27 protein-coding genes and 2 tRNA genes are annotated in these 23,191 nt (G+C 51.7%); 15 read left to right on the forward strand and 14 right to left on the reverse strand.

What is annotated here, in order from left to right; genetic code table 11:
• Positions 1-184: 184 nt before the first annotated feature.
• The 3 genes from ACR0B7_RS03160 to ACR0B7_RS03170 form a co-directional block, all read right to left on the reverse strand.
• On the reverse strand, positions 185-487 hold the full coding sequence (locus ACR0B7_RS03160; protein WP_480680884.1) for a hypothetical protein: 303 nt from the start codon (positions 485-487) through the stop codon (positions 185-187).
• 322 nt (positions 488-809) lie between these two features.
• Positions 810-894: transfer RNA gene (locus ACR0B7_RS03165), tRNA-Leu, on the reverse strand.
• Between the two features lie 191 nt (positions 895-1,085).
• Positions 1,086-3,026, reverse strand: coding sequence for a DUF3604 domain-containing protein (locus ACR0B7_RS03170; protein ID WP_480680886.1), 1,941 nt, complete (start codon positions 3,024-3,026; stop codon positions 1,086-1,088).
• Between the two features lie 308 nt (positions 3,027-3,334).
• Between ACR0B7_RS03170 and ACR0B7_RS03175 the strand changes: the two genes are divergently transcribed.
• Positions 3,335-3,604: an HlyU family transcriptional regulator gene (locus tag ACR0B7_RS03175; protein ID WP_170484688.1), complete on the forward strand. Its 270-nt coding sequence runs from the start codon at positions 3,335-3,337 to the stop codon at positions 3,602-3,604.
• A gap of 267 nt (positions 3,605-3,871) precedes the next feature.
• Here ACR0B7_RS03175 and ACR0B7_RS03180 read toward each other — a convergent pair whose 3' ends face one another.
• The 3 genes from ACR0B7_RS03180 to ACR0B7_RS03190 all read right to left on the reverse strand — a co-directional run bounded on the left by ACR0B7_RS03180 (position 3,872) and on the right by ACR0B7_RS03190 (position 6,643).
• Positions 3,872-4,045, reverse strand: a complete 174-nt coding sequence (locus tag ACR0B7_RS03180) for a hypothetical protein (protein WP_170570220.1) — start codon at positions 4,043-4,045, stop codon at positions 3,872-3,874.
• A gap of 557 nt (positions 4,046-4,602) precedes the next feature.
• On the reverse strand, positions 4,603-5,505 hold the full coding sequence (locus tag ACR0B7_RS03185; protein ID WP_170484683.1) for a tyrosine-type recombinase/integrase: 903 nt from the start codon (positions 5,503-5,505) through the stop codon (positions 4,603-4,605).
• A gap of 124 nt (positions 5,506-5,629) precedes the next feature.
• Positions 5,630-6,643, reverse strand: coding sequence for a hypothetical protein (locus tag ACR0B7_RS03190; protein WP_170484681.1), 1,014 nt, complete (start codon positions 6,641-6,643; stop codon positions 5,630-5,632).
• A gap of 757 nt (positions 6,644-7,400) precedes the next feature.
• Here ACR0B7_RS03190 and ACR0B7_RS03195 point away from each other — a divergent pair.
• The 3 genes from ACR0B7_RS03195 (at position 7,401) to ACR0B7_RS03205 (ending at position 9,032) form a co-directional block, all read left to right on the forward strand.
• A complete protein-coding gene (locus ACR0B7_RS03195) occupies positions 7,401-7,823 on the forward strand; it encodes a thermonuclease family protein (RefSeq protein WP_480680888.1) in 423 nt (140 codons plus the stop codon).
• Between the two features lie 13 nt (positions 7,824-7,836).
• The gene (locus ACR0B7_RS03200; RefSeq protein WP_170484680.1) at positions 7,837-8,214 is read left to right on the forward strand and encodes a hypothetical protein; all 378 of its coding nucleotides are present in this window, start codon (positions 7,837-7,839) and stop codon (positions 8,212-8,214) included.
• A 662-nt stretch (positions 8,215-8,876) separates the two neighbouring features.
• Complete coding sequence (locus ACR0B7_RS03205) at positions 8,877-9,032, forward strand: hypothetical protein (protein WP_170484679.1); 156 nt, start codon at positions 8,877-8,879, stop codon at positions 9,030-9,032.
• Positions 9,033-9,110: 78 nt separating this feature from the next.
• Here the strand turns inward: ACR0B7_RS03205 and ACR0B7_RS03210 are convergent, their stop codons facing one another.
• Complete coding sequence (locus tag ACR0B7_RS03210; RefSeq protein WP_170484678.1) at positions 9,111-9,296, reverse strand: hypothetical protein; 186 nt, start codon at positions 9,294-9,296, stop codon at positions 9,111-9,113.
• Between the two features lie 387 nt (positions 9,297-9,683).
• On the opposite strand from ACR0B7_RS03210, the gene ACR0B7_RS03215 reads away from it, so the two are divergent.
• The 5 genes from ACR0B7_RS03215 (at position 9,684) to ACR0B7_RS03235 (ending at position 14,308) form a co-directional block, all read left to right on the forward strand.
• A complete protein-coding gene (locus tag ACR0B7_RS03215; protein ID WP_480680891.1) occupies positions 9,684-10,901 on the forward strand; it encodes a tyrosine-type recombinase/integrase in 1,218 nt (405 codons plus the stop codon).
• Between the two features lie 10 nt (positions 10,902-10,911).
• Positions 10,912-11,211 (forward strand): helix-turn-helix transcriptional regulator, encoded by a 300-nt coding sequence (locus tag ACR0B7_RS03220; RefSeq protein ID WP_480680893.1) that lies wholly within the window; start codon positions 10,912-10,914, stop codon positions 11,209-11,211.
• Positions 11,212-11,260: 49 nt separating this feature from the next.
• On the forward strand, positions 11,261-11,716 hold the full coding sequence (locus ACR0B7_RS03225) for a hypothetical protein (protein ID WP_480680895.1): 456 nt from the start codon (positions 11,261-11,263) through the stop codon (positions 11,714-11,716).
• A 537-nt stretch (positions 11,717-12,253) separates the two neighbouring features.
• Positions 12,254-12,910: a recombinase family protein gene (locus ACR0B7_RS03230; RefSeq protein WP_480680897.1), complete on the forward strand. Its 657-nt coding sequence runs from the start codon at positions 12,254-12,256 to the stop codon at positions 12,908-12,910.
• 48 nt (positions 12,911-12,958) lie between these two features.
• Entirely contained in the window at positions 12,959-14,308 is a 1,350-nt protein-coding gene (locus ACR0B7_RS03235) for a hypothetical protein (RefSeq protein ID WP_480680899.1), read from the forward strand.
• Between the two features lie 90 nt (positions 14,309-14,398).
• Here the strand turns inward: ACR0B7_RS03235 and ACR0B7_RS03240 are convergent, their stop codons facing one another.
• From ACR0B7_RS03240 to ACR0B7_RS03255, 4 genes are all read right to left on the reverse strand, one after another.
• Positions 14,399-14,833, reverse strand: a complete 435-nt coding sequence (locus tag ACR0B7_RS03240; RefSeq protein ID WP_480680901.1) for a very short patch repair endonuclease — start codon at positions 14,831-14,833, stop codon at positions 14,399-14,401.
• A gap of 1 nt (position 14,834) precedes the next feature.
• Positions 14,835-16,220 carry a DNA cytosine methyltransferase gene (locus tag ACR0B7_RS03245; RefSeq protein WP_480680902.1) on the reverse strand — a complete coding sequence of 462 codons (1,386 nt, stop codon included), beginning with the start codon at positions 16,218-16,220 and terminating at the stop codon, positions 14,835-14,837.
• 62 nt (positions 16,221-16,282) lie between these two features.
• Positions 16,283-17,143 (reverse strand): hypothetical protein, encoded by an 861-nt coding sequence (locus tag ACR0B7_RS03250; protein WP_480680904.1) that lies wholly within the window; start codon positions 17,141-17,143, stop codon positions 16,283-16,285.
• 303 nt (positions 17,144-17,446) lie between these two features.
• Positions 17,447-17,522, reverse strand: a tRNA-Thr gene (locus tag ACR0B7_RS03255).
• Positions 17,523-17,706: 184 nt separating this feature from the next.
• On the opposite strand from ACR0B7_RS03255, the gene ACR0B7_RS03260 reads away from it, so the two are divergent.
• The gene (locus tag ACR0B7_RS03260) at positions 17,707-18,582 is read left to right on the forward strand and encodes a hypothetical protein (protein WP_170576682.1); all 876 of its coding nucleotides are present in this window, start codon (positions 17,707-17,709) and stop codon (positions 18,580-18,582) included.
• Between the two features lie 151 nt (positions 18,583-18,733).
• Here the strand turns inward: ACR0B7_RS03260 and ACR0B7_RS03265 are convergent, their stop codons facing one another.
• Positions 18,734-19,003: a DUF2312 domain-containing protein gene (locus ACR0B7_RS03265; protein WP_170576683.1), complete on the reverse strand. Its 270-nt coding sequence runs from the start codon at positions 19,001-19,003 to the stop codon at positions 18,734-18,736.
• 161 nt (positions 19,004-19,164) lie between these two features.
• Between ACR0B7_RS03265 and ACR0B7_RS03270 the strand changes: the two genes are divergently transcribed.
• The gene (locus ACR0B7_RS03270; protein ID WP_170386591.1) at positions 19,165-19,383 is read left to right on the forward strand and encodes a hypothetical protein; all 219 of its coding nucleotides are present in this window, start codon (positions 19,165-19,167) and stop codon (positions 19,381-19,383) included.
• Between the two features lie 9 nt (positions 19,384-19,392).
• Here the strand turns inward: ACR0B7_RS03270 and ACR0B7_RS03275 are convergent, their stop codons facing one another.
• Complete coding sequence (locus ACR0B7_RS03275; protein WP_170386586.1) at positions 19,393-19,608, reverse strand: hypothetical protein; 216 nt, start codon at positions 19,606-19,608, stop codon at positions 19,393-19,395.
• A gap of 246 nt (positions 19,609-19,854) precedes the next feature.
• On the opposite strand from ACR0B7_RS03275, the gene ACR0B7_RS03280 reads away from it, so the two are divergent.
• The 4 genes from ACR0B7_RS03280 to ACR0B7_RS03295 are packed head-to-tail and all read left to right on the forward strand — an operon-like array spanning position 19,855 to position 22,044.
• A complete protein-coding gene (locus ACR0B7_RS03280; RefSeq protein WP_170414527.1) occupies positions 19,855-20,718 on the forward strand; it encodes an MBL fold metallo-hydrolase in 864 nt (287 codons plus the stop codon).
• Positions 20,719-20,749: 31 nt separating this feature from the next.
• A complete protein-coding gene (locus ACR0B7_RS03285; RefSeq protein WP_170484675.1) occupies positions 20,750-21,172 on the forward strand; it encodes a YeeE/YedE thiosulfate transporter family protein in 423 nt (140 codons plus the stop codon).
• Positions 21,172-21,603 carry a DUF6691 family protein gene (locus tag ACR0B7_RS03290; protein WP_170484674.1) on the forward strand — a complete coding sequence of 144 codons (432 nt, stop codon included), beginning with the start codon at positions 21,172-21,174 and terminating at the stop codon, positions 21,601-21,603. The genes ACR0B7_RS03285 and ACR0B7_RS03290 overlap by 1 nt, the downstream gene beginning before the upstream one ends.
• Positions 21,604-21,612: 9 nt before the next feature.
• Positions 21,613-22,044, forward strand: coding sequence for a TIGR01244 family sulfur transferase (locus ACR0B7_RS03295; RefSeq protein WP_170386572.1), 432 nt, complete (start codon positions 21,613-21,615; stop codon positions 22,042-22,044).
• Positions 22,045-22,054: 10 nt separating this feature from the next.
• Here the strand turns inward: ACR0B7_RS03295 and ACR0B7_RS03300 are convergent, their stop codons facing one another.
• Complete coding sequence (locus ACR0B7_RS03300) at positions 22,055-23,128, reverse strand: FliM/FliN family flagellar motor C-terminal domain-containing protein (RefSeq protein WP_170484672.1); 1,074 nt, start codon at positions 23,126-23,128, stop codon at positions 22,055-22,057.
• Positions 23,129-23,191: the final 63 nt, after the last annotated feature.

Here is a 23,191-nt window from a genome sequence, read left to right on the forward strand (position 1 = left end):
CGCGCGACAGTCATATGCGCCGCAGTCCCGTTGTATTGTTTGGTTGAATACCAATAGGGGAGACATGCAGCGGGAAAAGGGGGCGCGGCTCGCAGCTGACGTACCACGCACTCACAACAGTTGCGATGCCCCCCCGACGCGGTTGCCTACTTAGATTTTTGGTCGGGCTTGCCTAGGCTAAGGCTCAGTTATCCGACCGCGCGACTATCTTCAGAGTTTCTGAAAACGGATCGTACTTGCAGAAACCGGGCGCGATTTCAGATCCTCGTTGGTCCTGAAGGCCGATGCTCACGTAGTAGTCATCACCCTTCGACAGCCGTTGTGGTTTTCTTCCAAAGGGCACCCTGTATCCGGCGTCGTGCCAGAGGATTTTACATTGCGTTCCCCAAGCGGTCTGCGGATCGACAAAAATCCTTAGCGCCTGAACTCCAATGACAAAGGCGAACACCATAGCCACCGGCCAAAACCATCTTTGAAACCGATGCATTGAGCAGTTTCCTTTCCAGAACGAATGGTCTTTGGATTTAAAAGGGCTGAGAACGCGAGTGTTGACGGCAGCCTAGCACGGGCAGACCAGCAAAAGGCGATTTACTTATCGATACCGTTGGGATGGTACCAAATGGCCACTGCCCTTGATGAGACGCCGGACTGCAGCCCTGGCAGATTGGTCATTGGCCCACAAATAGTGCGTGCCCAACAGCGTCAGCGACGAACAAATAGCGAAGGCGGCACTCGCTTCATGAGTACCAACGAGTACCACAGCCAATTTGAAGAAGTCTGGAAAATCCGTTTTTCCTTGCAAAACAAGGTGGTGCGGATGGCGGGGATCGAACCCGCAAGCCCTAAGGCGAGGGATTTTAAGTCCCTTGCGTTTACCAGTTTCGCCACATCCGCAGGGTGCCGAGCTATACAGGCTGGCACCTTTCGGAACTCTTAATGCCATCTAAACTGATTGAAAAGTCGGTAAGTTGGTCACAGCCTTGCCGAAGCACCCAAAAGCGGCTGTGGCCCTAAAAAATTCGGGCCAACGACCATTTTTGCGACCACGTCGCCCTTGGGTTCTATGGGTGCCCCTTTTTCACCAGCTATTCAGGCGGCGTATACCAAATCGGGGATGTGTATGCCCTTTCCTGTGTAAAAGTCGGAACCTCCTGAGGGACTTTATCACCAAAGCGGACCGCATCGTAGACCGTCCACCTGGGGGTCGGAATTTCCAGCACGCGAGCATAGTAGAACGCGCGGACGGATGGATCGAATTCGGGGTCCGACCACACAGCGTATAGCTCGGGAGAGCCAATCGAGTTCGTAAAGGTCCCGGTTGTGGCATCTACGGTATTTCCGATTGCCGGCAATTTGCCATCTTCCCCAGGCGCTCGATCTCCGGACCAGACGACATCAAAAACCTTCTCCTCGGTTTCTCCGTTAGAGTTCAGCCATCCCTTAACAATCTGAATACGATCGAGATTCCCCGAATATGGGTCTTTCAATGCGGCGACAAGAAAGTTCGGCGCGCTTGCCCCATCCGGAGCGTCGGGAAAGTCGCCACCCATAGGCACGCCTTTTTCGTACCCGATATCAGCAGGCAGTCTGGAGCGGGCATCTTCCTCGTCAAAGTCCCAGCCCCCGAAAAATCGAACCGAGATCCGGCTTCCGGTCGTGCCGTAGACTTCTTTCCGCTCCATCGCATCAAAGATAGCCTCACGGGTGTTGTCCTCTGCCCATACTGCGGCATAGCCCGAAGCGGCCATTTCCCACCCAAGTATGGTTAGCGCATCAAATTCGCCAACGACATGCTGCCATCGCCCGGGCTCAGGTTCGACGCCCGAATGTTTACCGAAAAAGTTGTCCTCCTCGGCGGTCGCAAGAGCGGTGTGGCTATCGGTCGAACCCACCACCCCGAACTTATAGGGGTTTGTTCCAAGTTCCGCTTCCAGTTTCAGCCCGTTCTTCAACGCCTCGCGCGCATATTCGTACTGAAGCATCCATTCTTCTTTCGGCGTGGGGCCAAGGTTGGATTTATCCCACGTCTCGTAATCGGCAAATTCGTCGTTCGGGCTTAGGAAGGGGTGTGTTTCACCGTCGCCTTTGATCTGGGTAATTTCATACATGGGCTCCCATTTGGCGCGCCGCTCGGCATAGTCACCGGTCAGCGGCTCGCCAGTCTCAGGGTTGGTTTCCACCGGGAACATAAGACCGTTGGAAACATTCCCATTGTGGGCCAAGGCCAATACCCGGCCGCCGGTCTTCAACTCGTAGTCCTCCATCCAATCCCACAGGTCTTCTGGATTGAACGTTTCGGCTGTCGTGAAAGGCAGCATTTGCCGGGCACGGATCGCATCGTCCCGATAGATGACGTTTCGATGCAGATTGTTACCAGATTCAGTCGAGGTCCACTCGTAACCTATGAAGGCCGTAAACCTGCCCGGATCATCGAACGCATCGGCGGTTTGCGTAAACTCGTCCCAGACAGACTGTACAAAGCGCCGGTCCGAAACCGCCTCGGGCAAGGCTTCACCCGAAATTCCAGCAAAGGTTTCGATAACCTCCATCGTCGCACCCAAAGCAACATCACCGCCCTGATTTAGCCTATCGTTCCAATCCCGCAGAGTCGGATCGCGCATCAACGTCGCGTTTCCAGCGATAATCTCATTCATCGCGCCCATCGCATCGGAATGATCCGATACAACCAGCCAATCGAGCGGCCGCGATAGCTTTACACGCAGACCATGCGATGTCGTAACCTCGTCCCCTCGGGCAAACCGGTAGGCATCCGCCGGAGAGAGAACGACACCGAACCCGCGTGCATCAAGTGAATTGGACGTGTGCAGATGCGTGTCCCCCCAAAGCGGTCGGGTCGGAAAACCCCGCCCTGCATAGGGTGAGAAATCCGCCGGTTCAGGGTCGCGCATGTCCTCGGCGGATATTGTCATCTCACCGACCTGCCCCCCTTGAACGGCCTCCTGCGCAATCGCTGCCGTGGCAGTTGCGGTGAACGAAAGAATAATCGAAGCGGAAAAGAATTTCACATCGGCCTCCCATAGATGCCCAATCAAGCTTTATGCGAGCACTTCCAACTGCGATGTGTCAAGTGAAGCTTGCTGAGTGTCTGACGTCGGCACCAATGGGACAGTTTAGGCCAATTTGAAACGAGAGGTTTTCTGGCTCATCGTAGCCGCCAAGGAATGGGGACGAGACAGATACCCGGAACCCGTAAGAGCCACGCAAGGAACGTGCAATCGGATCATAGACCACTGTTCTGATAGCACGACATGCTTCACGCCTGCCCGAAGCGGCGCTAGTCTCTGGTCATAGCAGCACTGAAAGGAGCCGCCAAATGTCCCTCTTCTCTAAACTCTTCGGTGGCGGCGAAAAGTCAGAGCCAGAGCCGGTCTCATACAAAGGGTTCGACATCTTTCCGGACCTGATGCCCGAAGGTGGCAAATACCGCCTTTTGGCCCGCATAGAAAAGACCATCGATGGAGATCGCAAGACCCATACAGTGATCCGGGCGGATGTCTTTGAAACCCGGGATCAGGGCGAAAGCTTCAGCATCGCAAAGGCGAAACAGGTGATTGACGAGCAGGGCGAGCGCATTTTCGATTAGAACCGAAGCTGTCTGCGCGCCATTCGGGCGCGTCAGTTGAAGAGTATCCAAGTACAGATTGATTTCGAGGATCGGCAATTCGTCCACGTGAACATCTGCCCAGCGCGAAAAACGCAGCTTAAACGTAACGCGGTAATCCTTGGCGGTTTTCTCGACCATCGGAGCCTTGCCAGACGCCCGTTCGCGTGTGCGGTGTTCTGTGTATTGTTCCAGAGCCTCGGCAAACGTCGGGATGCCAAGAACCGCCGTCTGAGTTTCGCGCTCATCCTATGTGAGCACATTGCCTTCGTAGATGTCGAGTAGCGTCGCGCCCATCTGCTTCTTGGCCCAAGCACAGTGCGCGCCTTTGCTCGCCCGCTGCGCCAGCTTGACCGAGCGCGTCTTTTGTGCGCCAGAATCCCTCTTGGCTTCGTACCAAGTTTTGACGCCGCTCTTGGTCACGCAGAAGCGTAACCTTGCAGAACGGGTCTGAGAACCATGTTGTCTTGGTTGTGGACAGCGACTTGAGCGTCGAATCCGTGAACTTAATCTGGGGCATACCATGTCCTTGTAATGACCGTTTCGTTACAATGTTCATGATACGTTCCAACCACAATCAAACCCAACCGAAGATTAAGAATGCACCTCAAGTATTTGGGGAAACATCTTATTTTGCCGGCGTTCGACGGGTGTTTAAGTGGTGCCCCCACACGGACTCGAACCGCGGACCTACTGATTACAAATCGTGGAACAGTAGGTTGACCACCAGAACCCTTTGGTAATCCTCAGGATTTCTCCGAGAACCAATATGGTTCGAATACGACTGTTACTGTAACAGAATCCGGGTGGTCAACCCGTACATGCAAGGGTAAGTCAGATTGACTCAGTTTGGGGCGTTGAGTTGAACGTCGAGAGAGCAAAGGCAACCCAGACAACAACCTCACAGTGGCTTTGAGTTTCCTTTTGACCACTCTGGGGTCGCGGGAGGGCTTGTGGAAGGCCACTACCCATGTAGACCCTCAAATGACAGCGTACAGAACCCGGTAGCCCATCCTAAGCCGGTTGGCATAGACGCTAATCCCAATGTCGTCTTTGTTGGAATGGCCGACAGCTAAGTTCCTAGCTTCCCTTGCCACACCAGCGTTCACTAGAGCAGACACAGCAGTCCTTCTGAAAGAGTGCATGTCCCATTTAGAATGATCGCTCTCAAGGTTCTTTCTCGCCTTCTCCAAAGCTTTCCCGAGGTAATGGCTTGGTCGCTTGTCGTAGCCGCCTAGAGTGATCCGAGGGAACAACCGACCTTCATTCTCAGGGCAAGACGGATCGGCTATTGCCGCTTGCTTGATGGCTTCTCTGAGCAACTTACAATCCTCGTTGCCAACAATCATGACTGACCGCTTCCCTGCCTCTGTCTTAGCCTCAGATATATTGATGCAGATGTGGTCACCACGGTCTTCAATGTCAGAGAGGTAGCGCCCACAGATTTCATTAAGTCTGCATCCAGTGGCCCAGAGCAAACGCACAGTTACGAACATTTCAAACTGGTATTTGAGGGCATCGTTAGCAGCGATGTAGGTCAGAAGGCTTTCAGCCTCCTCTCTGGTCACTGGCCTCAGCTTCTTCTCTCTGGGGTCGACCTTCTTCTTCTGACCCGCTACGCGCCTCAAGAGCGACGAGAATGGATTGCGAACATCAGGATCGACCAAGCCCCAGTGATCCAAGACGCGCCAGTAAGAGGCTAGGCAGCATTGGTAGGATTGCAGGGAACGGGCAGAAAGAAGTTCTCCGGTCCTTTCGGAAGGTGTGCGCTTGAGGTGCTCCATGAACGCCAAAGCGAGTGATCGGTTGATCTGAGTGACCTCAACATTCCCTGTGTAGGCTTCAAGTGCCTCAAGGTGTTGCCTGTAAAGACTATCAACCACGTCAGAAAAGGACCGCCTACTTAAAACAGAGCGCGAGACGGTCAATACACAATTGGGGACAGTCGACGCATTCCCCAATTGGTTTATGACTCGCCGCTAAGAATAAGAGGTGCCTTTAGCTAGATCACTCAATAGCGTAGCTGGCAGCGTGGATAGCGATGTTGCCGGTCGCTTCTGCACGTTTCACCTCACCAGCCTTCTCAGTGTTGAGGAAAAAAACAATATTGTAGAGCGTGTGCTCACCAATATCAGTTTTTGTCGTGATTATTTGCGTTTCACTGTCATCCAAACGGCAAATTCCACGCAGTTCACGCTGACTTACACCTTCAACATGCGAGACCTTCTGCGATGAACTGGCAAAATCGCCTTCGCAAAAATCCGACATTAGCGCCAGATCCTGACTATCAGTTGCTCTTAAGTCTCCAGTCGGTCGATGCGCCGTTAGTGTGCCAGCCAGGATTCCAAGATCGTCAGACTGCCAGAACACCGAGGCCGCCCCAAAGCCCAAGTCTTCTATTTCTGCTTCGCTCAAATATTTAGCATCTGACACGTCAATCGAAGTGATCATATTGGTGGCCACTTGAAACAGCGCGGTTTTACTCAATCCTGCCTGTTGGACCGGTGCGTTCGGTTGGACTGGTGCGCTTGCGTAGTCATAGTAGCTAGCTGCACAGCTATACGTTCGCTCTAGCGCCACCTTTGTACCAGTGAGATCATAAATACCTGAAAATTGACGGCCGTCGATCTTCATAGTTCGACCCATCTGAATGTAGTGCATCGCCTGGTCAAAGTTCGGCATCGACAGCGTAACCATTGTCGGTGAAACAGGAATTGCCGTTGCATAAATTGGTTGCCTGCGATCCACGTAGATCGTAACGGGAATTTCTTGATTGATGTCAAAATTGAAATCGTCGTTTGCAACGCCGACTATCAAAGTTTTGTCCCTCGAAAAAGAAATTAGAAGGGTATCACCTGATTTGTATGGCGCAGAAACTACGCAATGCGAGAACTGACCGCTCTGGTCGTCGGTGTATGCTGCACCTTCCCAAAGCTTGTATCCATAGTCGCTGCCTCGAATGTACTCTGCAGATGCCGCGGTGGAGAGGAGACAAGCAGAGATTAATGATAGTATGCGCATAAGCTCAAAGCTCCTTTTTTCGGTCGTAGCCGCGCGGCCAAAACTGTGCGTTCGATATTGATTAACGCTGATTAATCAAGGTTATCAAGGAGGGCTGCGAAATACTTTGGTGCTGCCCTACGGAAGGCGTCATTTATGACACTGCAAAACTACGTTTGACGCAGGTGATATAGTCTTCGTCGACATTTGCCGAATGCGAACTTCGGTCAAATTGTTTTTAAATTTTGCCAAATTTTGGGAGAGCAAGGACCACAACTTTCCACCGCGGCTCGGCAATTGGACTGGAGCCGAGCGGCCGCAAAGCCATACATATCGCCTCTACATCATCATACACCGAAGGTCTGCTTTGGCTGCATTACGGTCGTTGTACAGTTTGCATTTTCGTCGGCCGCCAGTGAAAGATGACAGTCACTATAATACCGACAATTCTTGATATGGCAGAAAATCGAAAAAAGATGACCGACTAAAGCAAGCAACTTAGATGGTCAGTCACCAACTGAATACATGTAGTCGATTTGGTTTTGGAGAATGTTCACATGAAAAGCTTGTTCGCCGTATTCAGCACTGCGACCATGATCTTCGCCGTACCTGCTTATGCAAAACAGCCGATCCAGCCAACATTCTCTGTCACAAGAGATGTGGCCCACGGTGGCGGTTGCCGCAAAGATAGTCCGCAGGGTCAGTGCTGTCATGCTGGCAAAAAACCGTATCATTGCCATTAGTGTAAAACGCGGCTCTGAAGTGCAGGAAGTTTGAAGTGAAGAATTCGTTCTGGTTGATGGTTTCGGCTGCTCTGATGGTAGGCAACATGGCCACCGCTGGCCAAACAATCGAAGGCAAAGCCCGAGTTATCGACGGCGACACAATCGTGGTGTCAGGCGTTAAAGTCCGCTTGAACGGCGTTGACGCGATGGAACTAGGCACAGAGGCAGGCCAACAGGCCAAGGCTGCTATGTCCAAGATCGTAGACCGCCAGACTGTCACCTGCGAACTCAATGGTGAAAGGTCGTATGACCGAATGATCGGTGTCTGTTACGCCAACGGCAATGATGTGGCCGCAGTGCTGATTGCCAATGGCTATGCGCTTGATTGCGCGCGCTACTCAGGTGGCCGATATAAGAAATATGAAACCACTGCAGCACGTTCCCGCCTCCGGCAGGCGAAGTATTGCATTAAGTAGGGTGATTTTCACTATGATTAGAACTTTTATTGCGGCCCTAGGTTTCGCAACCCTTGCTACAACAGGCCACGCTAAGACTGTCGAGTTTCAATGTAATTTCGACAGTTACTCTGACCCGCAAAATGCAGCTCAGAAAACAGCGTTCAATTTTGAAATCAACTGGGACACTCTAACCGGTGATGCATTTATCAAGGGTAACAACGGTGTAAGCAAGCTTTTCGCGTATTCAGGGCCAGAAGCCGTTACATTCATGGAACCATTGCACGCTGGTGGCGTTCACGTCACCACGATCAAGTTTGATGGTGTTGCAGCTCATAGCCGAAACACAATAATCGGAGCAACTGAGTTTGCCCCGTCTCAGTACTATGGTCGTTGCGCCAACAATTCGTGAAAACAAATTCGGATCGTTCTTAAGAAAAGCAAAAGGCAAAGGAAGAACTTAGATGAGACGGCTGAAACTACAAAAAAACCCTGTGGTCCTTTTGACTTTAGTTGGGTTAGCTATTTCCGGCTTATTAAGCTCATGCGCACCGGCTGCTGTTTCATGGCCTTTGGCGGCAGTGGTAGATAGTACGGGTGAGCGCTTTTCTGGAGAGACATATTCTACGGCAACCGGTGGAACCATAACACTGTTTAACGGCCGTGGCGTCGAGTGCTCTGGACCGTACACACCGCGTGGAGCTTCATCGGCCGTAGGCAGCTTTACTTGCTCAGATGGCAGAACCGGCAGTTTCTCGGCAAGTGGGACAATAAATGGAGGTCAAGGTGCGGGGCAAATCGGCGGTAAGAACCTTCGGATCTACTACGGACAATTTGCTGTAAATCAACAGATTTAGAAGCTTTAGCAGGCCTTCAACCCAAATACTGTTCTGGCCAGGAAAAATCAGCTGGCCGTTGCCGGAGATTTGAAACTAACGCTGCTCGCTCAACGACACAGAAATCTTTACCGCTGGCGAGGATGCCAGCACAGGATTGGGCATCAACCCACAAGGGGTATGACCCACAATCCTTTAGCTGGCGTGGCTCCTCCGTTCACAACGAAGGAGACAAGAGATGAACAAGATACAAGAAGTTGAGATGTTCAGAACACCTGACAATTGGCAAGAGCTGCACGACTGGATCAACCGTCACAACTCAGAGGAACGGCCACACCTCATAGTGGCCGCTGTCATGGCGTGGAACCTAGCGTGCAGCTTGGTTAACGAATGAGCTGGGGGCTACGGCCCCCTTTTTGCTCAGAGGCGCACACAGCAGCCCTCAGCGCCTGTGGTGCGGGAAGATACATGGTTAGGCCAGCCAGCCCAGCTCACCCCTGGCGCACCTCGCCCAGCCCAGCTGAACAGGCGCAGGGTCAGAAATGAAATCCTGCAAACTCCCCAGTTTCCCCAGCTCTGCAAGCTCTGGCGGAAGGGACAAGGTATAGCCAGCAGCCAGCCAGCTCAGCACTGTCACAGCCTGCGCAGAACTGAGCAAACTATGCCTGCTTTGAATTGATCTTCTTTTTTCTTCCCAGTTTTTTGGCTCTGCCAGATTGCAGTAACCGGGTTTTCAATGCGCGCGCGGTTACTGCAATCTGGGTTTCGCATCATGCATTGGTAGCACGAGGGTAGCACAGGGCAGTGCGTGCTCAGTGTATATACAGGCTAACCCATTGGAATGATGGTGCCCCCACACGGACTCGAACCGCGGACCTACTGATTACAAATCTAGCGCCGTTGATCTACCTTCATTTACCAAAACACCGGAAGTACGTTGACTTATATACCAGAATTCCGTTTGATTTACCGATCTTGAACTACTGATTTACCGTAATTTACCAGTTTGGCGCGTCCTATATGCGTCCTAGGATTTTGAGTTGGTATGCCGATCAAAAGAAGGACACCACTAAGAAAACCTCCGCCGAAGGCTAAGCTGACCAAGTCTTTTGTAGAGAGTCTGCCCGCCCTTCCGTACGACTATCTGGTCGCAGACGTTGAAGTCCCTCGCCTGAAAGTCAAAGTTACCCCAGCAGGAAATCGCAGTTTCCTAATTAGGTACCGGAATTCTTTTGGGCGGGAAAAAAAGTTCAAGCTGGGTGATTTTCCGGACATGAGCGTAACGCTCGCACGCCACATGGCGGCACGCCACCTTAACAACATTGCTGCGGGCCTCGACCCAGCCGACGAGCGCGCAAAAAAACGTCATGGCCTAACTTTGAATGAATTGTTTCAGCGGTTTTTAGAAGAATATGGCCAGTTTCATCTCCGACCTTCGACGGTCAAAGGGTATAGACAATTGCATTGGGCAAACATCGCCAACTCTCTGGGCAAGCGACCAATCTCCTCAATAACCCGAAACGACCTACTCCAATTCCATCGGGATCATGCCAACACCCCATATACAGCCAACCGACTAATTGCCTTGATCCGAAGGCTCTACAACTGGGCTGAAAACATTGGCCTCTGCGATGACTACAATCCAGCAACAGGCGTTAAGCCCTATAGAGAACGAACCGTTGAGCGGCTAATCACAGAGGAAGAGACTCAAAGGCTAGCGCAAGCCTTAGACTACGTTCGTACCAACCATCCCGGCTCAGACGCTTCGCTAAACGCAATTATCTTCATGTTCTTTACAGGATGCAGACGCAGTGAGGCACTGCGCATGAGATGGGACGAATTAGACTTTGACCGAAAATCTATAGCGTTCATTGGCGCTAAATCAGGTGATCGCAAGCAACACATGTCCGAAGCACTCCATAGCTGGCTAGATGAACTCCACGAGCGCGCCACAAGCGAGTATTTGTTTCCGGGCGCGGTAGTCGGACAGCCTCTCAAAGACATAAAGCGAACTTGGCAAATGGTCCGAAAACGTGCAGGGCTACCAGAGTTGAGGCTACATGATATTCGGCACAATGTGCTCTCTGACATCGCTGCATCAAGCGATCTAGCGACAGCACAGTCCGTCGGTGGGCACAAAAGCATTAGGTCAACAATGCGCTATATTCACTCCAGATCATCGACGGCCCAGTCAGCAATCAATGAAACGGGTAAACGCGTTCGAAGCACCTTCTTGGACAGGGGTAAGATTGATGAAATTTAGAAGAATTAGAGTGCGTGACCCCAAAACTGGAGTGCATCGTCACAAGTTAGTTGCTGAAACCGCAGAAGAGCAGCAACAAAGGCGAAGACAACGTCAAGCCATTCACACGACAAATGACGAACTCAATGAGGTTGCTGCCGCAAGAATATTGCGGCTCAGCGTGCAGACTCTCCGCAACAGGCGTAGCATGGGAGAGCCGCCTAAATACTTCAAAATTGGCCGAAGTGTGTTCTACCGCCTTTCCGACATTTTGGATTTTGACGAAAGAAGAAGAAGGAAGGGAAACTACCTTCCAGATAAGAGAAGTTAATATTGGCGGGATAATTTAATGGATTCGAAAGTAATGGAGCTTAAATATAATGGACATTATAGCTGCACTATTTGCGCTAGCTTTGATAATTGGGCTTGGAAGAATTTCGACATCAATACACTCGAAGTTTTCCTCTAATAAAAGACCTCAACTAGGCACTCAAAAGCTGCCTATACCCCCCGATTCAAAAGCTTTAATTCTACCCAAGAAACTTGAAGACGAAATTGAAAAAAATGCAAAAATAAACAAAATAAAATTCACCTTTAGTTTAGTTTTCCTAGTTTCAGTTTTAGGGTTTGGGATCTATGGAACCTACTCTGCAGTTTCGTACGTAGCATCTATTCCGGAGCGGGTTTCGGCGGCAGCAGAAAGAAGCAGAAAAAATGGAGCTAAACCAGTTTGCAGGCATGGCAGATGGCTTGACAAAAACGGAAATTCTCGATGTGCAACGAAGGCTGAGGGCCGTTTAAGCCAGGATCTGTTAGATATGTACCTTGATAAGTAACTGCTTTCCCTATCAAACGTCACTGCTATCCAAGCGGTTCTGAATCCAACTGTACGTTAACTGGACAAAGCGTTTCGATTATTTTCGTGCCCGCATTGACTCAGGGCGCGTGTAGAATGTGGGCCCCTAATTTCAATATCAATATCCAGTATACCACCACCTTTTTTAATGTTGCGAAATACTGGACAGTAAATATCTAAGGACATAACAAATCTGTAGGTGCTAATTCCTACTACTTACGTCCCGAGCGGTTAGGGGTGAATTCTGCGTATCTTCGATTCATATCACAGATTGGCATAATACATTGATATAAAATGCATTCTCATAGGAACCTACGTCCATTACCATCTTAACGTATTTGCTCCTACAGTCAGACACCGCAAAAACTCAGTAACAGTGGGCAAACAACTCAGCTATTAGTGAAAATATTATCAATTTAAAAAAAAATCAAAAAACCTTGGGCAAAACCTACCAATTGGCGAGACAGGTGATCAGATCTGTACACAAGCAACCGACGTTACTTGTGCAGGAGACCACGTGGACCCGAAATTTATCTGTTACTACCGTGTTTCGACTAACCGGCAAGGCACAAGCGGACTGGGACTAGATGCCCAGCGCAAAGCCGCGACCGAATACGCTAACCAACTTGGCGGGCAAATCATCAGAGAATTTATTGAAGTGGAAAGTGGAAAGCGGAACAACCGACCAAAACTCTCTGAGGCGTTGGACAAATGTCGAAGCACGACTTCTATCCTTCTAATCGCAAAATTAGACCGCCTTGCCCGCAACGTACACTTTATTTCCGGGCTTCTGGAAAGCAATGTTCGTTTTGTAGCTGCAGATATGCCCAATGCAGACAAATTCATGTTGCACGTCTATGCCGCCATGGCTGAGGAGGAAGGTCGTAGAATAAGCGAGAGAACTAAAGCTGCACTTTCCAGAGCAAAGGAACGAGGGGTGAAGCTGGGTGAAGCTGCCAAACTAGTTGAAGACCGGAACGCCACGAGAGCAGATAAGTTTGCCGCCGAAATCGGCCCAAAGATAGCCCGCCTACGTTTTGATTTCGACTTGAGTTTTAAACAGATCGCCGAAGAGCTAAATAGCAAGGACATTCCTTCGTTCCGAGGAGGATCGTGGCACCAAACCACTGTTTTCAGAGTATATAACAGATTCAATGCTAATTGCTTGACCTAGCTCCTTTTGGCGTCCCCTCTGTAAAGACCGTAATTAGGGACATAACACATGACGCAGAGAGACAGATTTCTGCCAAACATTGGAGCTGGCTCACGCGTTTCAGCGGAAACGGCAATGATAGATCGTTTTCAGTTGAAAGTTGGCCGCTGGTACGTTCATGGAACTCGCGACGAAATCTCGGCTAAATGGTCGCTACTCTCTGCACATGAAGTAGAAACTTCGTCGGGAACCACAGTGCCATGGTTTCAAAGCCGAAACTATCGAAGCAACTATAGAAGGTTGCACTTGTCGTTTCGCAGCACAGGAAGAGGGCCTCAAAACATTGGCCCGCGCCCGCTACTTTCAGGAAACATCTTCGGCCAAATGCTCGGGACGGACATTCCGGGTTCTGGCCAGGAGGCGCGTTGTGCAATCGAAATAGACGCAACATGGAATTTGTCGCGTTTCCTGCAGGCGCACGAATTGTTCATTAGAACTGAAAATGGAAAACCTCGCTTCTCGACACATAACTTTCCGAATGCAATTGAGCCCAAGCCCGAGTGGTGGCGAAACGAACGGCCTCTTGTTGTCTGCGACAATCTGATTGTCGGCGATGAATTTCGATATAGGTTTGTAATGAATAGAACGCTGGAAACCCATCTATCGAATTATGTAGCGGGAACACTGGCGACATTCGTTCAAGCGTTGCAACAACACGAGTTGATCGAAAACGACAGCGCGAACGAGACAGATTTTTCTCCTGAAGACTACCAACTAGGTGACATAGAGTTCTATTGGGAGTTCAATCACGATACACCGATCACCTTTGTCGATACGCTGACTCACTTTTTACCTCGCGTCGCAAAAAGAATGCGTATCACACGCAGACGGATCGAGCCAACAGAACGCGAAATTTCACACCAATCTCAGAGCGCAACGATTTACCTCACTCGTGATCGCCGACTAAGAGTATATGCGAAAACGGATCGCCGAGTTCGCTTCGAGGTTACCTTTCCTGATGGGTATCGCAGTACCTTGCATCGGCGATCATCTTTCCACTCCATGGAAGATTTTTTACTAGCGGTCGAGAATCTCAAAGCCGAAGCAGCTCAAACTCTAAATGACGTCTTTGAGCACCTGTGGCATTGGGAAGAAAAACACGAGATGGACGCGACACCCGACCAACTCAGAGCGGCTATTGCTGCAGCGTCGGAAACCCCGTTTATCGCCACAACTATAATCCATAATCTGGCTAAGAACGGTCGTCTTGCGTTGGCTGCAGGTGATCCAATACGAGCGACTGTTCAAAGATTGGCCCAATCAAACCCACCTGTTCTTAAAACGCTAAAATCAGACAGACGAATATACATCGTAGAGCGTCGTTACGAATACGCGCGGAGAAACTTGGGTGTCGTTTGACACAAGGAACCTCAATGACACAGATTGCTCCTGCAGAGGCTAAAACCTTGTTGGGAGACCTCCACCTACAAGGGTCAGGCTTATCCATCCTTAGCCTAACTTGTTTTGTCGCCGCTCACCTATGAAATGCACCAATCGGTCGCGCAATGCTTCAAGATCTTGGGTTTGGCATTCCCAAACTGTAATTGCTTCCCATCCCATTTCCCTCAATTGCAGCTGGACGTCTTTATCTCGCTGGATATTTCGGTCCAGTTTGGCATTCCAAAAAGAGGTGTTTGAAGAAGGTCGCCGAACTATGTGGCAGTCCTTGGATGCGTGTTGATGCCAAAAGCAACCATGTACGAAAACTACTTTTCGGCGACCTACAAACACTAGGTCCGGTTTGCCGGGAATTCCCTTTTGGTGAACTCTGTACCTATATCCAAGCGAGTGAAGCAACCTTCGCACGATCATTTCTGGCTTGGTGTCCTTAGACTTCACACCGCGCATAATTCTCGAGCGCTTTTCCGGCGTGAAGATGTCCATATCAGTCGCTGGGAATACCAGCCTCCCTTAAAATCAGATCGAAATGAGCCGCCACAGCCTCAGCAAGACGCACGGGGACCGCGTTGCCAATCTGAGTATACTTGGGCACCTCTCGGTCGTGGAGTCCCTCACGAGGGTTTCCAGCGCGGCGTAAGCCGCCCGTCGTCCGTTTGCCTGCAAACTGATACCAGTCCGGGAAAGTCTGCAATCGCGCCCATTCGCGTACAGTTAAAGTTCTGGGCTGCCGGTAGTGTACATAGTCGTCAGGCATTGATGTTGCAGTGATCGAAGGGGGCTTATTTCCCCATCTCTGCGGCAGAACTTTTTGCGCAAACTTCTTAGTTTTAAATTCTTCGGGAATCTCGCCACCGTTCTCAATCATCTTTTGGAACTTTGTGACAATGCGAGACGCGTGCCTGCTATACTCCTGTTCAGTCAAAGCCGAACCTTTTCGTGCAAGCTTGCCCGGTCTCATTAGTTGTTGCACAGGAGTCTTTGCCTTAGACGCATATTTGAGTGTTTGAAATGGTTTAGAGAATTCCTGAGAAACCAAAGCTTCTCCAATCTCTTTGGCTTCAAGATCAGAAAGCAAATCTATCAAATCCGGTACGTTGTGCTGGCCATAGCGCGGCAAATAGTTGGCCTTGTAAGCGTCATGGTCGTCTTCATCGGTTCTTAAAAACCCAGATGCGGCCTCGACAATATCATTGCGAATACCGACAATCAAAACACGAGGTCGGTTCTGCGGAACTCCGTAGTCACTAGCCAGCACTAAACGCCAGCGAACGGAGTATCCGAATTCCTCACCCAGACGCCGAAAGCGCCCGTATACGTCGTCCCAAATTTCCCCTTTATTGCCATCAGAAGTCCAGCGGGAGAAAAGGAGTCCGCGAACATTTTCGAATAAGAATATACGCGGTTGGACATGTTCAATTACGAACGCCATCCGCTCATAAAGTTGGTTTGACGGAAGATCTGCTTTGTCTACCGAGTAAGACCGGCGATGCCCAATACCAGAATATCCCTGACACGGCGGTCCTCCTGCAAGCACATCGATAGTGCCATCAGGGCCGAAACGTAGGTCGTTATCCAGTTCTCTCAGCTTGCTCTCTAGGTCCCTGAGACGTTCTGTAGTCAAACTGTGAACGTCAGAGGACGCAAGCTCAGGGATCGAGTTGAATTCAAGACCTCCAATCAAGTGCTTGCGGTTCAGGAGATATGTTGCTCGAGCATCGTCATTTAGTTCATTAACGAAAACAGGAGTGAAACCGGCTTGCTCGAATCCAAGAGACAAGCCGCCACAACCTGCAAACAAGTCGATCATTGGGCGCACAACTGCCGTCGTCTCCGCTTTTTCGGTCGCTTGTTGCGCCTCCGAATCGAACATTCTCGTACCCCATGTAGATGTGTTCTACATTGGTAGCACTACATGCGGATTATGTCCAGGCTCTAGTGTGAACCAAATACACCTTTCTTTGCCGTAATGGCGTCCGCGATGCTTTGCTGAATAGGCTTGTCAAATGCGGACCTGTAGTTGCGAGAGAAAATCTCGTTGACGCTCCATGCGACTCCATTTGAGGTCTGCATGCCCCAATAGTTCCCCCCAGACAGACCTCTCACGCGACGAACTGGCATCAACGTTGAATGGAACCGTTTCTTTTGGGTTGGCACTGTAACGAAGGAGTAGGTGAATTTCTTCGCGTCATCTACAGAATGGCTGTTCTTCCCGATAGAAATATTGCCATCAGAAAAGCCCTTTGCACGATAAACCATGTCCCAGAGCATGGGGACTTGAGCGTTCTCGTTCCAATTGGTTTTGCACTGGATAACACCAATCTCGAATTCATGCAGTCTCGCCGCGATTAAGTCGGAAAGCTCTTGCATAGTTGCGCCCATTGCGGGGAAATTGAAGTTCTCTGGGAAAACGATGACGACCAAGTCAGACTCGCTGTTTGTCTGGTCGGACCCGTAGTTGATTGAGATTGCATCTTGAATACATTGGGGGATAAGGGCCGCCTTCTTCTTGATTGCGATTCCACGCGAACCAGAAAAAATTGTATTGAGATACCAAGCCACAAAAGCTTCCCACGCTTCGCCAGCACGGTTCACTGCACCTTGTGTTTTTGCGGTTTTTGTCAGGAAGAAAATGTCTCTAAGCTTCGCGCCCAGTTGGAAAACTTTGACCGGGTCACTTAACGTTGCTGTCTGGGCGTCAATGCTTGGCTTCCAGACTGACCACGCAGCACTAAATGAGTTATTTTGAAAAAGGTCATCTACAACAAGTTTTCTATATTCTTCAATGTCTTTCACGGTCATCTCCAGAGCAAAATTCCGCCTCGGAATCTCACAGTTTTTTGTCACCAACAACCTCGCTCGAAACATAGTTTCACACTCAACTTATTAGAGTGGCAAAATTCACTCACTCGCGTAGAGACGATGTCCTTGGAAACTCCTCGTTTTGCACAACCACCCACCCGGAGATGAAAGCTGACCCCGAATCTCCCAATGCATGATTGGAACAAAATCCACGTGCGCACGAAAAAACTGATGCGTCCTATAGACGTCCTAACAATCGATTGTAGCCGAGAAAAGTAGCGCAAGTCTTTGATTTTGTGGTGCCCCCACACGGACTCGAACCGCGGACCTACTGATTACAAATCAGTTGCTCTACCAGCTGAGCTATAGGGGCACTTGGTGTCGATTACTTCCTCTGGTTCAGGACTGCAACCCTGATTTTTTATCTTATCTTTAGGATTTTGGATTTTCATTGCCAGACCCCTCATTTCACTGGTTCTCGCTGGCGGGTTTGACTGCGCCGCAGGCAGCATGTAACTCGGCAGATGGGGCAAAATATGCAAGGGTAAGAACCGAATATGCAGGTTGCGATCCACGCAGGAGCCGCATTTACTGACGAAGGCAGGCTATCAAGGTCCTTACGGGCCAACAAGAATGTGCTTTCTGAACAAGGCGTTGCAACATTTGGGCCGCGCCGATACCGGCAGGTGTTCAAGCCTGCTTTTGCTGCGCCTCCTACGCGCCCGCTAAAGCCACAGGAAATCGATCAAGTTCAGGCAGCCTTGCCCTCTGACCCGCAAGTTCGTCGCACTGTATTTCTAAGCAACGACCTTATTGCCGATGGAAAATCTGCCATACAGCACGGACAGTTTTATCCACTGGCCGGGCAGCGGATGTCCCTGCTGGATCAGGCGTTGGGCAGCACACAGCTTGAACTTTTCTTTTCATTGCGAAATCCGGGCAGCTTTGTGCCGAAACTCCTGATGTCACTGCCGGATGCAGACCGCGAAAACATCACCCGAAGCACTGACCTGAGCTGCCTAAGTTGGACAGGAATGATCGACGACATCCGCGATCTGGCACCGGAGGTTAAAATTACGCTCTGGAGCAATGAGGAATCGCCGTTTCTGTGGGGAGACATTGTCCGATCAATCTCTGGCCTGCCTGAGGACACGCCCATTCAAGGCGAGCACGACCTGTTGCTCTCGCTTTTGACCGAGGCGGGGAAGGAGAAGGCACAGGAAATTGTCAGCGCAGGATCAGATCAGAATCAAGCCAGCACCCGGGACGCGCTAGCTGAGGTTCTGGAAGAACATGCGCGGCCCGATATGGTCGAAGAAGAACTGGAACTTCCCGGTTGGAACACCGAGATTATCGAAGCGTTTTCAGAGCTGTACGAACAAGACCTTGCAAGGCTGGAAACCATGCCGGGGGTTCGGCTTCTGAGACCTTGATTCACACGCCCCGGGGCAGGTTACAGTTCGCTGTATTCCCTTTGGTTTGGAAAGGCCCAGCTTTGACCGCAGCACGCTTCAGAGCGGACTGGTCGGAATATTTGAACTGCACGCGAAACGGCGCCCTTAACGGACCCTGGGCTGAGCGGTGTCAGCCCATGCCCAACGCTTCTTTGTACATTTCCAGCACCGCCTCTTCTTCGGCGATATCGTCCTTGTCACGTTTGCGCAGAGCGATCACCTTGCGCATGACCTTGGTATCGTAGCCGCGCGCCTTGGCTTCGGCCATGACCTCTTTCTGCCGCTCAGCGATGTCTTTTTTCTCGGCGTCCAGACGCTCAAACCGTTCGATAAACTGACGCAGCTCTCCCGCTGTTACGCGATAGTTGGCGGCGGCTTGATCTTCGGTCATATCTTCCATTTATTTTTCTCCCGGAGGCTGAGGTCTGTTACCGCAGAACGGCACTAAGCCGGATACATCGCTGCCGCGCGCGCCGCAAGCGGACAATCCGGCGCCGGGCTTGTGTGGCGCGGGGTGATCCGATAAGCGCAGTAGAAATTTGCAGGCCAATGTGGGGAACCATGTTTGAAATCATCACCTGGGGCGGAGCAGCCCTGTCCCTCGCCGGTCTTTTGGGGCTCGTCTGGTGTATTCTGCGTGTGATGAAAGCGCGCAAATCCGGCCTATCTGACGACGAATTGCGCGCTGTTGTTCAGGGTGTCCTGCCGTGGAACCTGGCCTCGCTATTTCTGTCCGTAATTGGACTGATGCTGGTTATTCTGGGAATATCGTTCAGCTAGCTTTGCGCGTTAAATCGGCAGATTGTCGAACTGAGCCTCCATCGCGTCTTCACACAGCGCGGCATCCAGTCGCCGCAATCGCGAAGGCACACGGACACCCTCTTGCCGCATCCGCTCAATAACCTTTGTCACACTTGGCTGAAGGGCCAAACGCGTTTCAAGGCAAGCTCCCTGCAGCTTCTGCTCAAGCTGTTCAGCCTCGGAATACAAGTTCAGTGTAGACATTTCCATCCTCCCAAATGGTGCCTTATTACCCTGATATAGGTAACCGTTTTAAGACTTGCTGATCTTAACCCGGGGACACGCGAAAACCCGCCTGCACCAAATGCTGTTTCGGCAGCGAACTGCGGAATGGTTAAATTCTAGGCCGTTCTGCTTTAACCTGCCTTGACAAACATCAAATCACGGACAGTTGATCCCGATACATTCCGTAATTAACATACGTATTGGGCAGCAATGACGGAGGGCGAGATGACACCCAAGGTGAAAGCGTTTTTTGATACAGACACGTTTACGGTGTCCTATCTGGTGCAGGAACCCGAGGGCACGGCCTGCGCGATCATCGATAGCGTACTGGATTTCGACCACGCATCGGGCCGAACGAACACCGGCTCCGCCGACAAGATTATTGAGTACGTCCGCGACAACAGCCTGAAAGTCGAGTGGATTCTGGAAAGCCATGTTCACGCGGATCATCTGTCGGCCGCGCCGTATCTGCAGCAGGAACTTGGCGGAAAGATCGGAATTGGGGACCAGATTGTCACCATTCAGGAAACCTTCGGCAAAATCTTCAACGAAGGGACCGAGTTTCAGCGTGACGGCAGTCAGTTCGATGCGTTGTTCCGCGAAGGCGACAGCTTTCACGTGGGCCAAATGCGCGGTGATGTTCTGCACACACCTGGCCATACTCCGGCTTGCCTGACCTATGTCATCGGTGATGCCGCTTTCGTCGGCGATACCCTGTTCATGCCAGACTTTGGCACCGCAAGGTGCGACTTTCCGGGCGGGTCCTCGGAAATGCTGTATGCCTCAATCCAAAAAATTCTCTCTTTGCCCGACGAAACCCGTATCTTCGTGGGCCACGACTACAAGGCTCCGGGCCGGGATGAATACGCCTGGGAAACAACGGTCGGAGAGCAAAAGGCGCTCAATGTCCACATAGGACAGGGCAGATCGGTCGAGGAATTTGTCGAGATGCGCGATGCTCGGGATGCGACACTTGGCATGCCCCGCCTGATCCTGCCCTCCCTGCAGGTCAACATGCGCGCAGGTCAGATGCCGCCAGCGGACGAACAAGGGGATGTTTTTCTGAAGATCCCGGTGAACAAACTGTGACCCTGCAAGGTGCAGAAGCAAGGAAATAACTATGCAGTCAGAATGGATATGGGGACTGGGCGGAGGCATCCTTATAGGACTGGGTGCCGCCGTCTATCTGCTTGGAAACGGACGAATTATGGGAGCAAGCGGCATACTGGGCGGGCTGGTTGACAACAGCGACCGCACGCTCGAGCGGCTGGTATTCGTAGCGGGCCTTATCGGGATGCCCCTACTGCTTCGCCCTTTGCTTTCCCCCGCACCGGAAACGCACCTGACCAGCAACTTTGCTGTGATCATCCTAGCAGGATTGTTGGTCGGCGTCGGCACCAGGGTCGCCAATGGCTGCACTTCGGGCCACGGGGTTTGCGGTATCTCGCGGTTTTCTTTGCGCGGTATTGTGGCCACTGTCGTCTATATCTTGGCCGGAGCGATCACCCTCGCGGTTTTGCGCCATATGTGGGGGGTGATCTGATGCGTTTGCTGATTTCATTGATCGCAGGGTCGCTGTTCGGAGCGGGTCTTCTGATCTCGGGTATGACCGACACGACCAAGGTTCAGGGATGGCTGGACGTGTTCGGGAACTGGGATCCAACCTTGGCTTTTGTAATGGGCGGAGCGATCCTACCGATGCTGCTCGCGTGGCGTCTGACGGAACGTCGCCACCCTTTGACCGGTGGAACCTTTCCCGCCATGTCTCCTCCAGAACTGGACCGCCGCCTGATCCTTGGTTCGGTTATGTTTGGCGCAGGATGGGGATTGGCCGGGCTTTGTCCGGGACCTGCAATCGCGTCTGTGACATACGGGGGTCTGGGCGGGCTAGTGTTTCTGGCGGCAATGATCGCAGGTATGTACGCTGCGCCAACCGTAGGGGCACAACTGGACAGATCCGCAAACGCAGCCTAAGCAATTGGCATGGAGATTCGACCCATTACCCCCCGCTACGCCGTCTCGCCGCAAATCACGGTTGACGATATTCCAGCCATTGTCGAAGCCGGTTTCGTCAAGGTCATTTGCAACCGCCCGAATACCGAAGTTCCAACGGGCATGCAGTCAGACGCGATCGGTCAGGCCGTCCGTGCTGCGGGACTTGAGTACGAAGTCCTGGAACTGACCCATCAGACGATGACGCCTGAAAACGTTGCCCTCCAACGCGAGCTGGCAGAAAGCTGCAGTGGACCGGTTCTGGCCTATTGTGCGTCTGGCACACGCTGTTCGGTCGTCTGGGCGCTGGGTCAATGCGATCGGATGAGCACCGACGAAATTCTGGATGCAACCACCAAGGCTGGTTACGCGCTGGAAAACCTTCGCCCTGCTCTCAATCAAATACGGAACTCGGGCGAGTAGTACCGCAGGATCAACTAAGCTGTCCTGCGTCATCACTCAGACCGGCCAGCTTTGAAATTTCCGCGGCAATCTGATCAGAATCGCCTAACTCCAGATCGTCCACTAGGCCGTTGGCTTCGTTCAGGACAATTTCGGCTGAATCTGCTGAAATGTCTGCCGCAGGCTGGCTGTGCGCCCGAGCTGCGAGAAATTCCTGCGTGTCCGCACCCAAGGGTGAAGGCAATGGAACCTGCTCATTCAGACGAACGGCACGCATCCCGCCACATTGCCCCAACCGCCCTACGGCTGCACGAGAACGGTCAATCGTCAATACTTCGGCTTGGTCAAGTCTTGCACCAGCCAGCGGCAGAATGTCCCCGGTCGCCAGCGCGGACAGAGAGGCCAGCGGCACCGACATTCGACATATCACTGTGTCCAGTTCAGCGCGAAGAACACCTGCCCCTTGCCCGAGTTTAAGTGCGGCATCTTCATCATGCTCCTCGGCATCTGAACCGCTTGAAAGCTCTGGCAAAAGGACAGAAACTTTCCCTTGCCGCAGACCATTCCCCAGCTCCACGGTCAGGTCATATGAGACATACGCGTCTTCGACCAAAGCAAGCGACAAGGTTCGCAAATCGGCCAGTCTATGACGGTACTGATATCCGGCCAGTCTTTCCTGATCGACTGCTTCCTCAACCAGATTTGCCGCGCGTCTGAAGACTTCTTCGACCCAAGGCGCAACCATTGCGGCGTCCGTGTCTGTAAATGCGCGTTCCACTGGGGGCGACGGCATCACTTCGCCGACCGTCTGAACCTGCACGATCGCCGACACGGTCCCCAAATCCATACATACAGCAGCTTGCAGGCCTTCGGCATCGGTGAATTGCAACAACAGCCAGTCATCACCAACCTGACCTCCCAGCGTATCCGGAATCCCTGCCACCTGCTTTGCCGCAATTACAGCCAGCGGCAGCCGCAGCCTGTCAGCAGCGGCGCGCGCCAAGGCCAAACGCAGCGCGCGCAGCACCGAATGAGGTCTATCGCCCCGCCCCTCCTGTCCTGCAGTTAGTTTTCGCGCCAAGGCTGCGCTGACCGGCTGTGTCATGCCCGAAACCGTCAATCCAAACTGTGTCTGGCATCAGGTCTACTCCAACGCAGGTTACGAATA

The organism is Ruegeria sp. BB6, from assembly GCF_056539385.1.

Bases quoted from the DNA above. Each gene is read 5' to 3' on its own strand.
- ACR0B7_RS03285 (WP_170484675.1), top strand. From the start codon at position 20,750: ATGCAGTCAGAATGGATATGGGGACTGGGCGGAGGCATCCTTATAGGA.
- ACR0B7_RS03225 (WP_480680895.1), top strand. From the start codon at position 11,261: ATGGACATTATAGCTGCACTATTTGCGCTAGCTTTGATAATTGGGCTT.
- ACR0B7_RS03175 (WP_170484688.1), top strand. From the start codon at position 3,335: ATGTCCCTCTTCTCTAAACTCTTCGGTGGCGGCGAAAAGTCAGAGCCA.
- ACR0B7_RS03270 (WP_170386591.1), top strand. From the start codon at position 19,165: ATGTTTGAAATCATCACCTGGGGCGGAGCAGCCCTGTCCCTCGCCGGT.
- ACR0B7_RS03205 (WP_170484679.1), top strand. From the start codon at position 8,877: ATGAACAAGATACAAGAAGTTGAGATGTTCAGAACACCTGACAATTGG.
- ACR0B7_RS03260 (WP_170576682.1), top strand. From the start codon at position 17,707: ATGCAGGTTGCGATCCACGCAGGAGCCGCATTTACTGACGAAGGCAGG.
- ACR0B7_RS03295 (WP_170386572.1), top strand. From the start codon at position 21,613: ATGGAGATTCGACCCATTACCCCCCGCTACGCCGTCTCGCCGCAAATC.
- ACR0B7_RS03215 (WP_480680891.1), top strand. From the start codon at position 9,684: ATGCCGATCAAAAGAAGGACACCACTAAGAAAACCTCCGCCGAAGGCT.
- ACR0B7_RS03190 (WP_170484681.1), bottom strand. From the start codon at position 6,643: ATGCGCATACTATCATTAATCTCTGCTTGTCTCCTCTCCACCGCGGCA.
- ACR0B7_RS03235 (WP_480680899.1), top strand. From the start codon at position 12,959: ATGACGCAGAGAGACAGATTTCTGCCAAACATTGGAGCTGGCTCACGC.
- ACR0B7_RS03245 (WP_480680902.1), bottom strand. From the start codon at position 16,220: ATGTTCGATTCGGAGGCGCAACAAGCGACCGAAAAAGCGGAGACGACG.
- ACR0B7_RS03240 (WP_480680901.1), bottom strand. From the start codon at position 14,833: ATGGACATCTTCACGCCGGAAAAGCGCTCGAGAATTATGCGCGGTGTG.
- ACR0B7_RS03200 (WP_170484680.1), top strand. From the start codon at position 7,837: ATGATTAGAACTTTTATTGCGGCCCTAGGTTTCGCAACCCTTGCTACA.
- ACR0B7_RS03280 (WP_170414527.1), top strand. From the start codon at position 19,855: ATGACACCCAAGGTGAAAGCGTTTTTTGATACAGACACGTTTACGGTG.
- ACR0B7_RS03300 (WP_170484672.1), bottom strand. From the start codon at position 23,128: ATGACACAGCCGGTCAGCGCAGCCTTGGCGCGAAAACTAACTGCAGGA.
- ACR0B7_RS03265 (WP_170576683.1), bottom strand. From the start codon at position 19,003: ATGGAAGATATGACCGAAGATCAAGCCGCCGCCAACTATCGCGTAACA.
- ACR0B7_RS03290 (WP_170484674.1), top strand. From the start codon at position 21,172: ATGCGTTTGCTGATTTCATTGATCGCAGGGTCGCTGTTCGGAGCGGGT.
- ACR0B7_RS03275 (WP_170386586.1), bottom strand. From the start codon at position 19,608: ATGTCTACACTGAACTTGTATTCCGAGGCTGAACAGCTTGAGCAGAAG.
- ACR0B7_RS03160 (WP_480680884.1), bottom strand. From the start codon at position 487: ATGCATCGGTTTCAAAGATGGTTTTGGCCGGTGGCTATGGTGTTCGCC.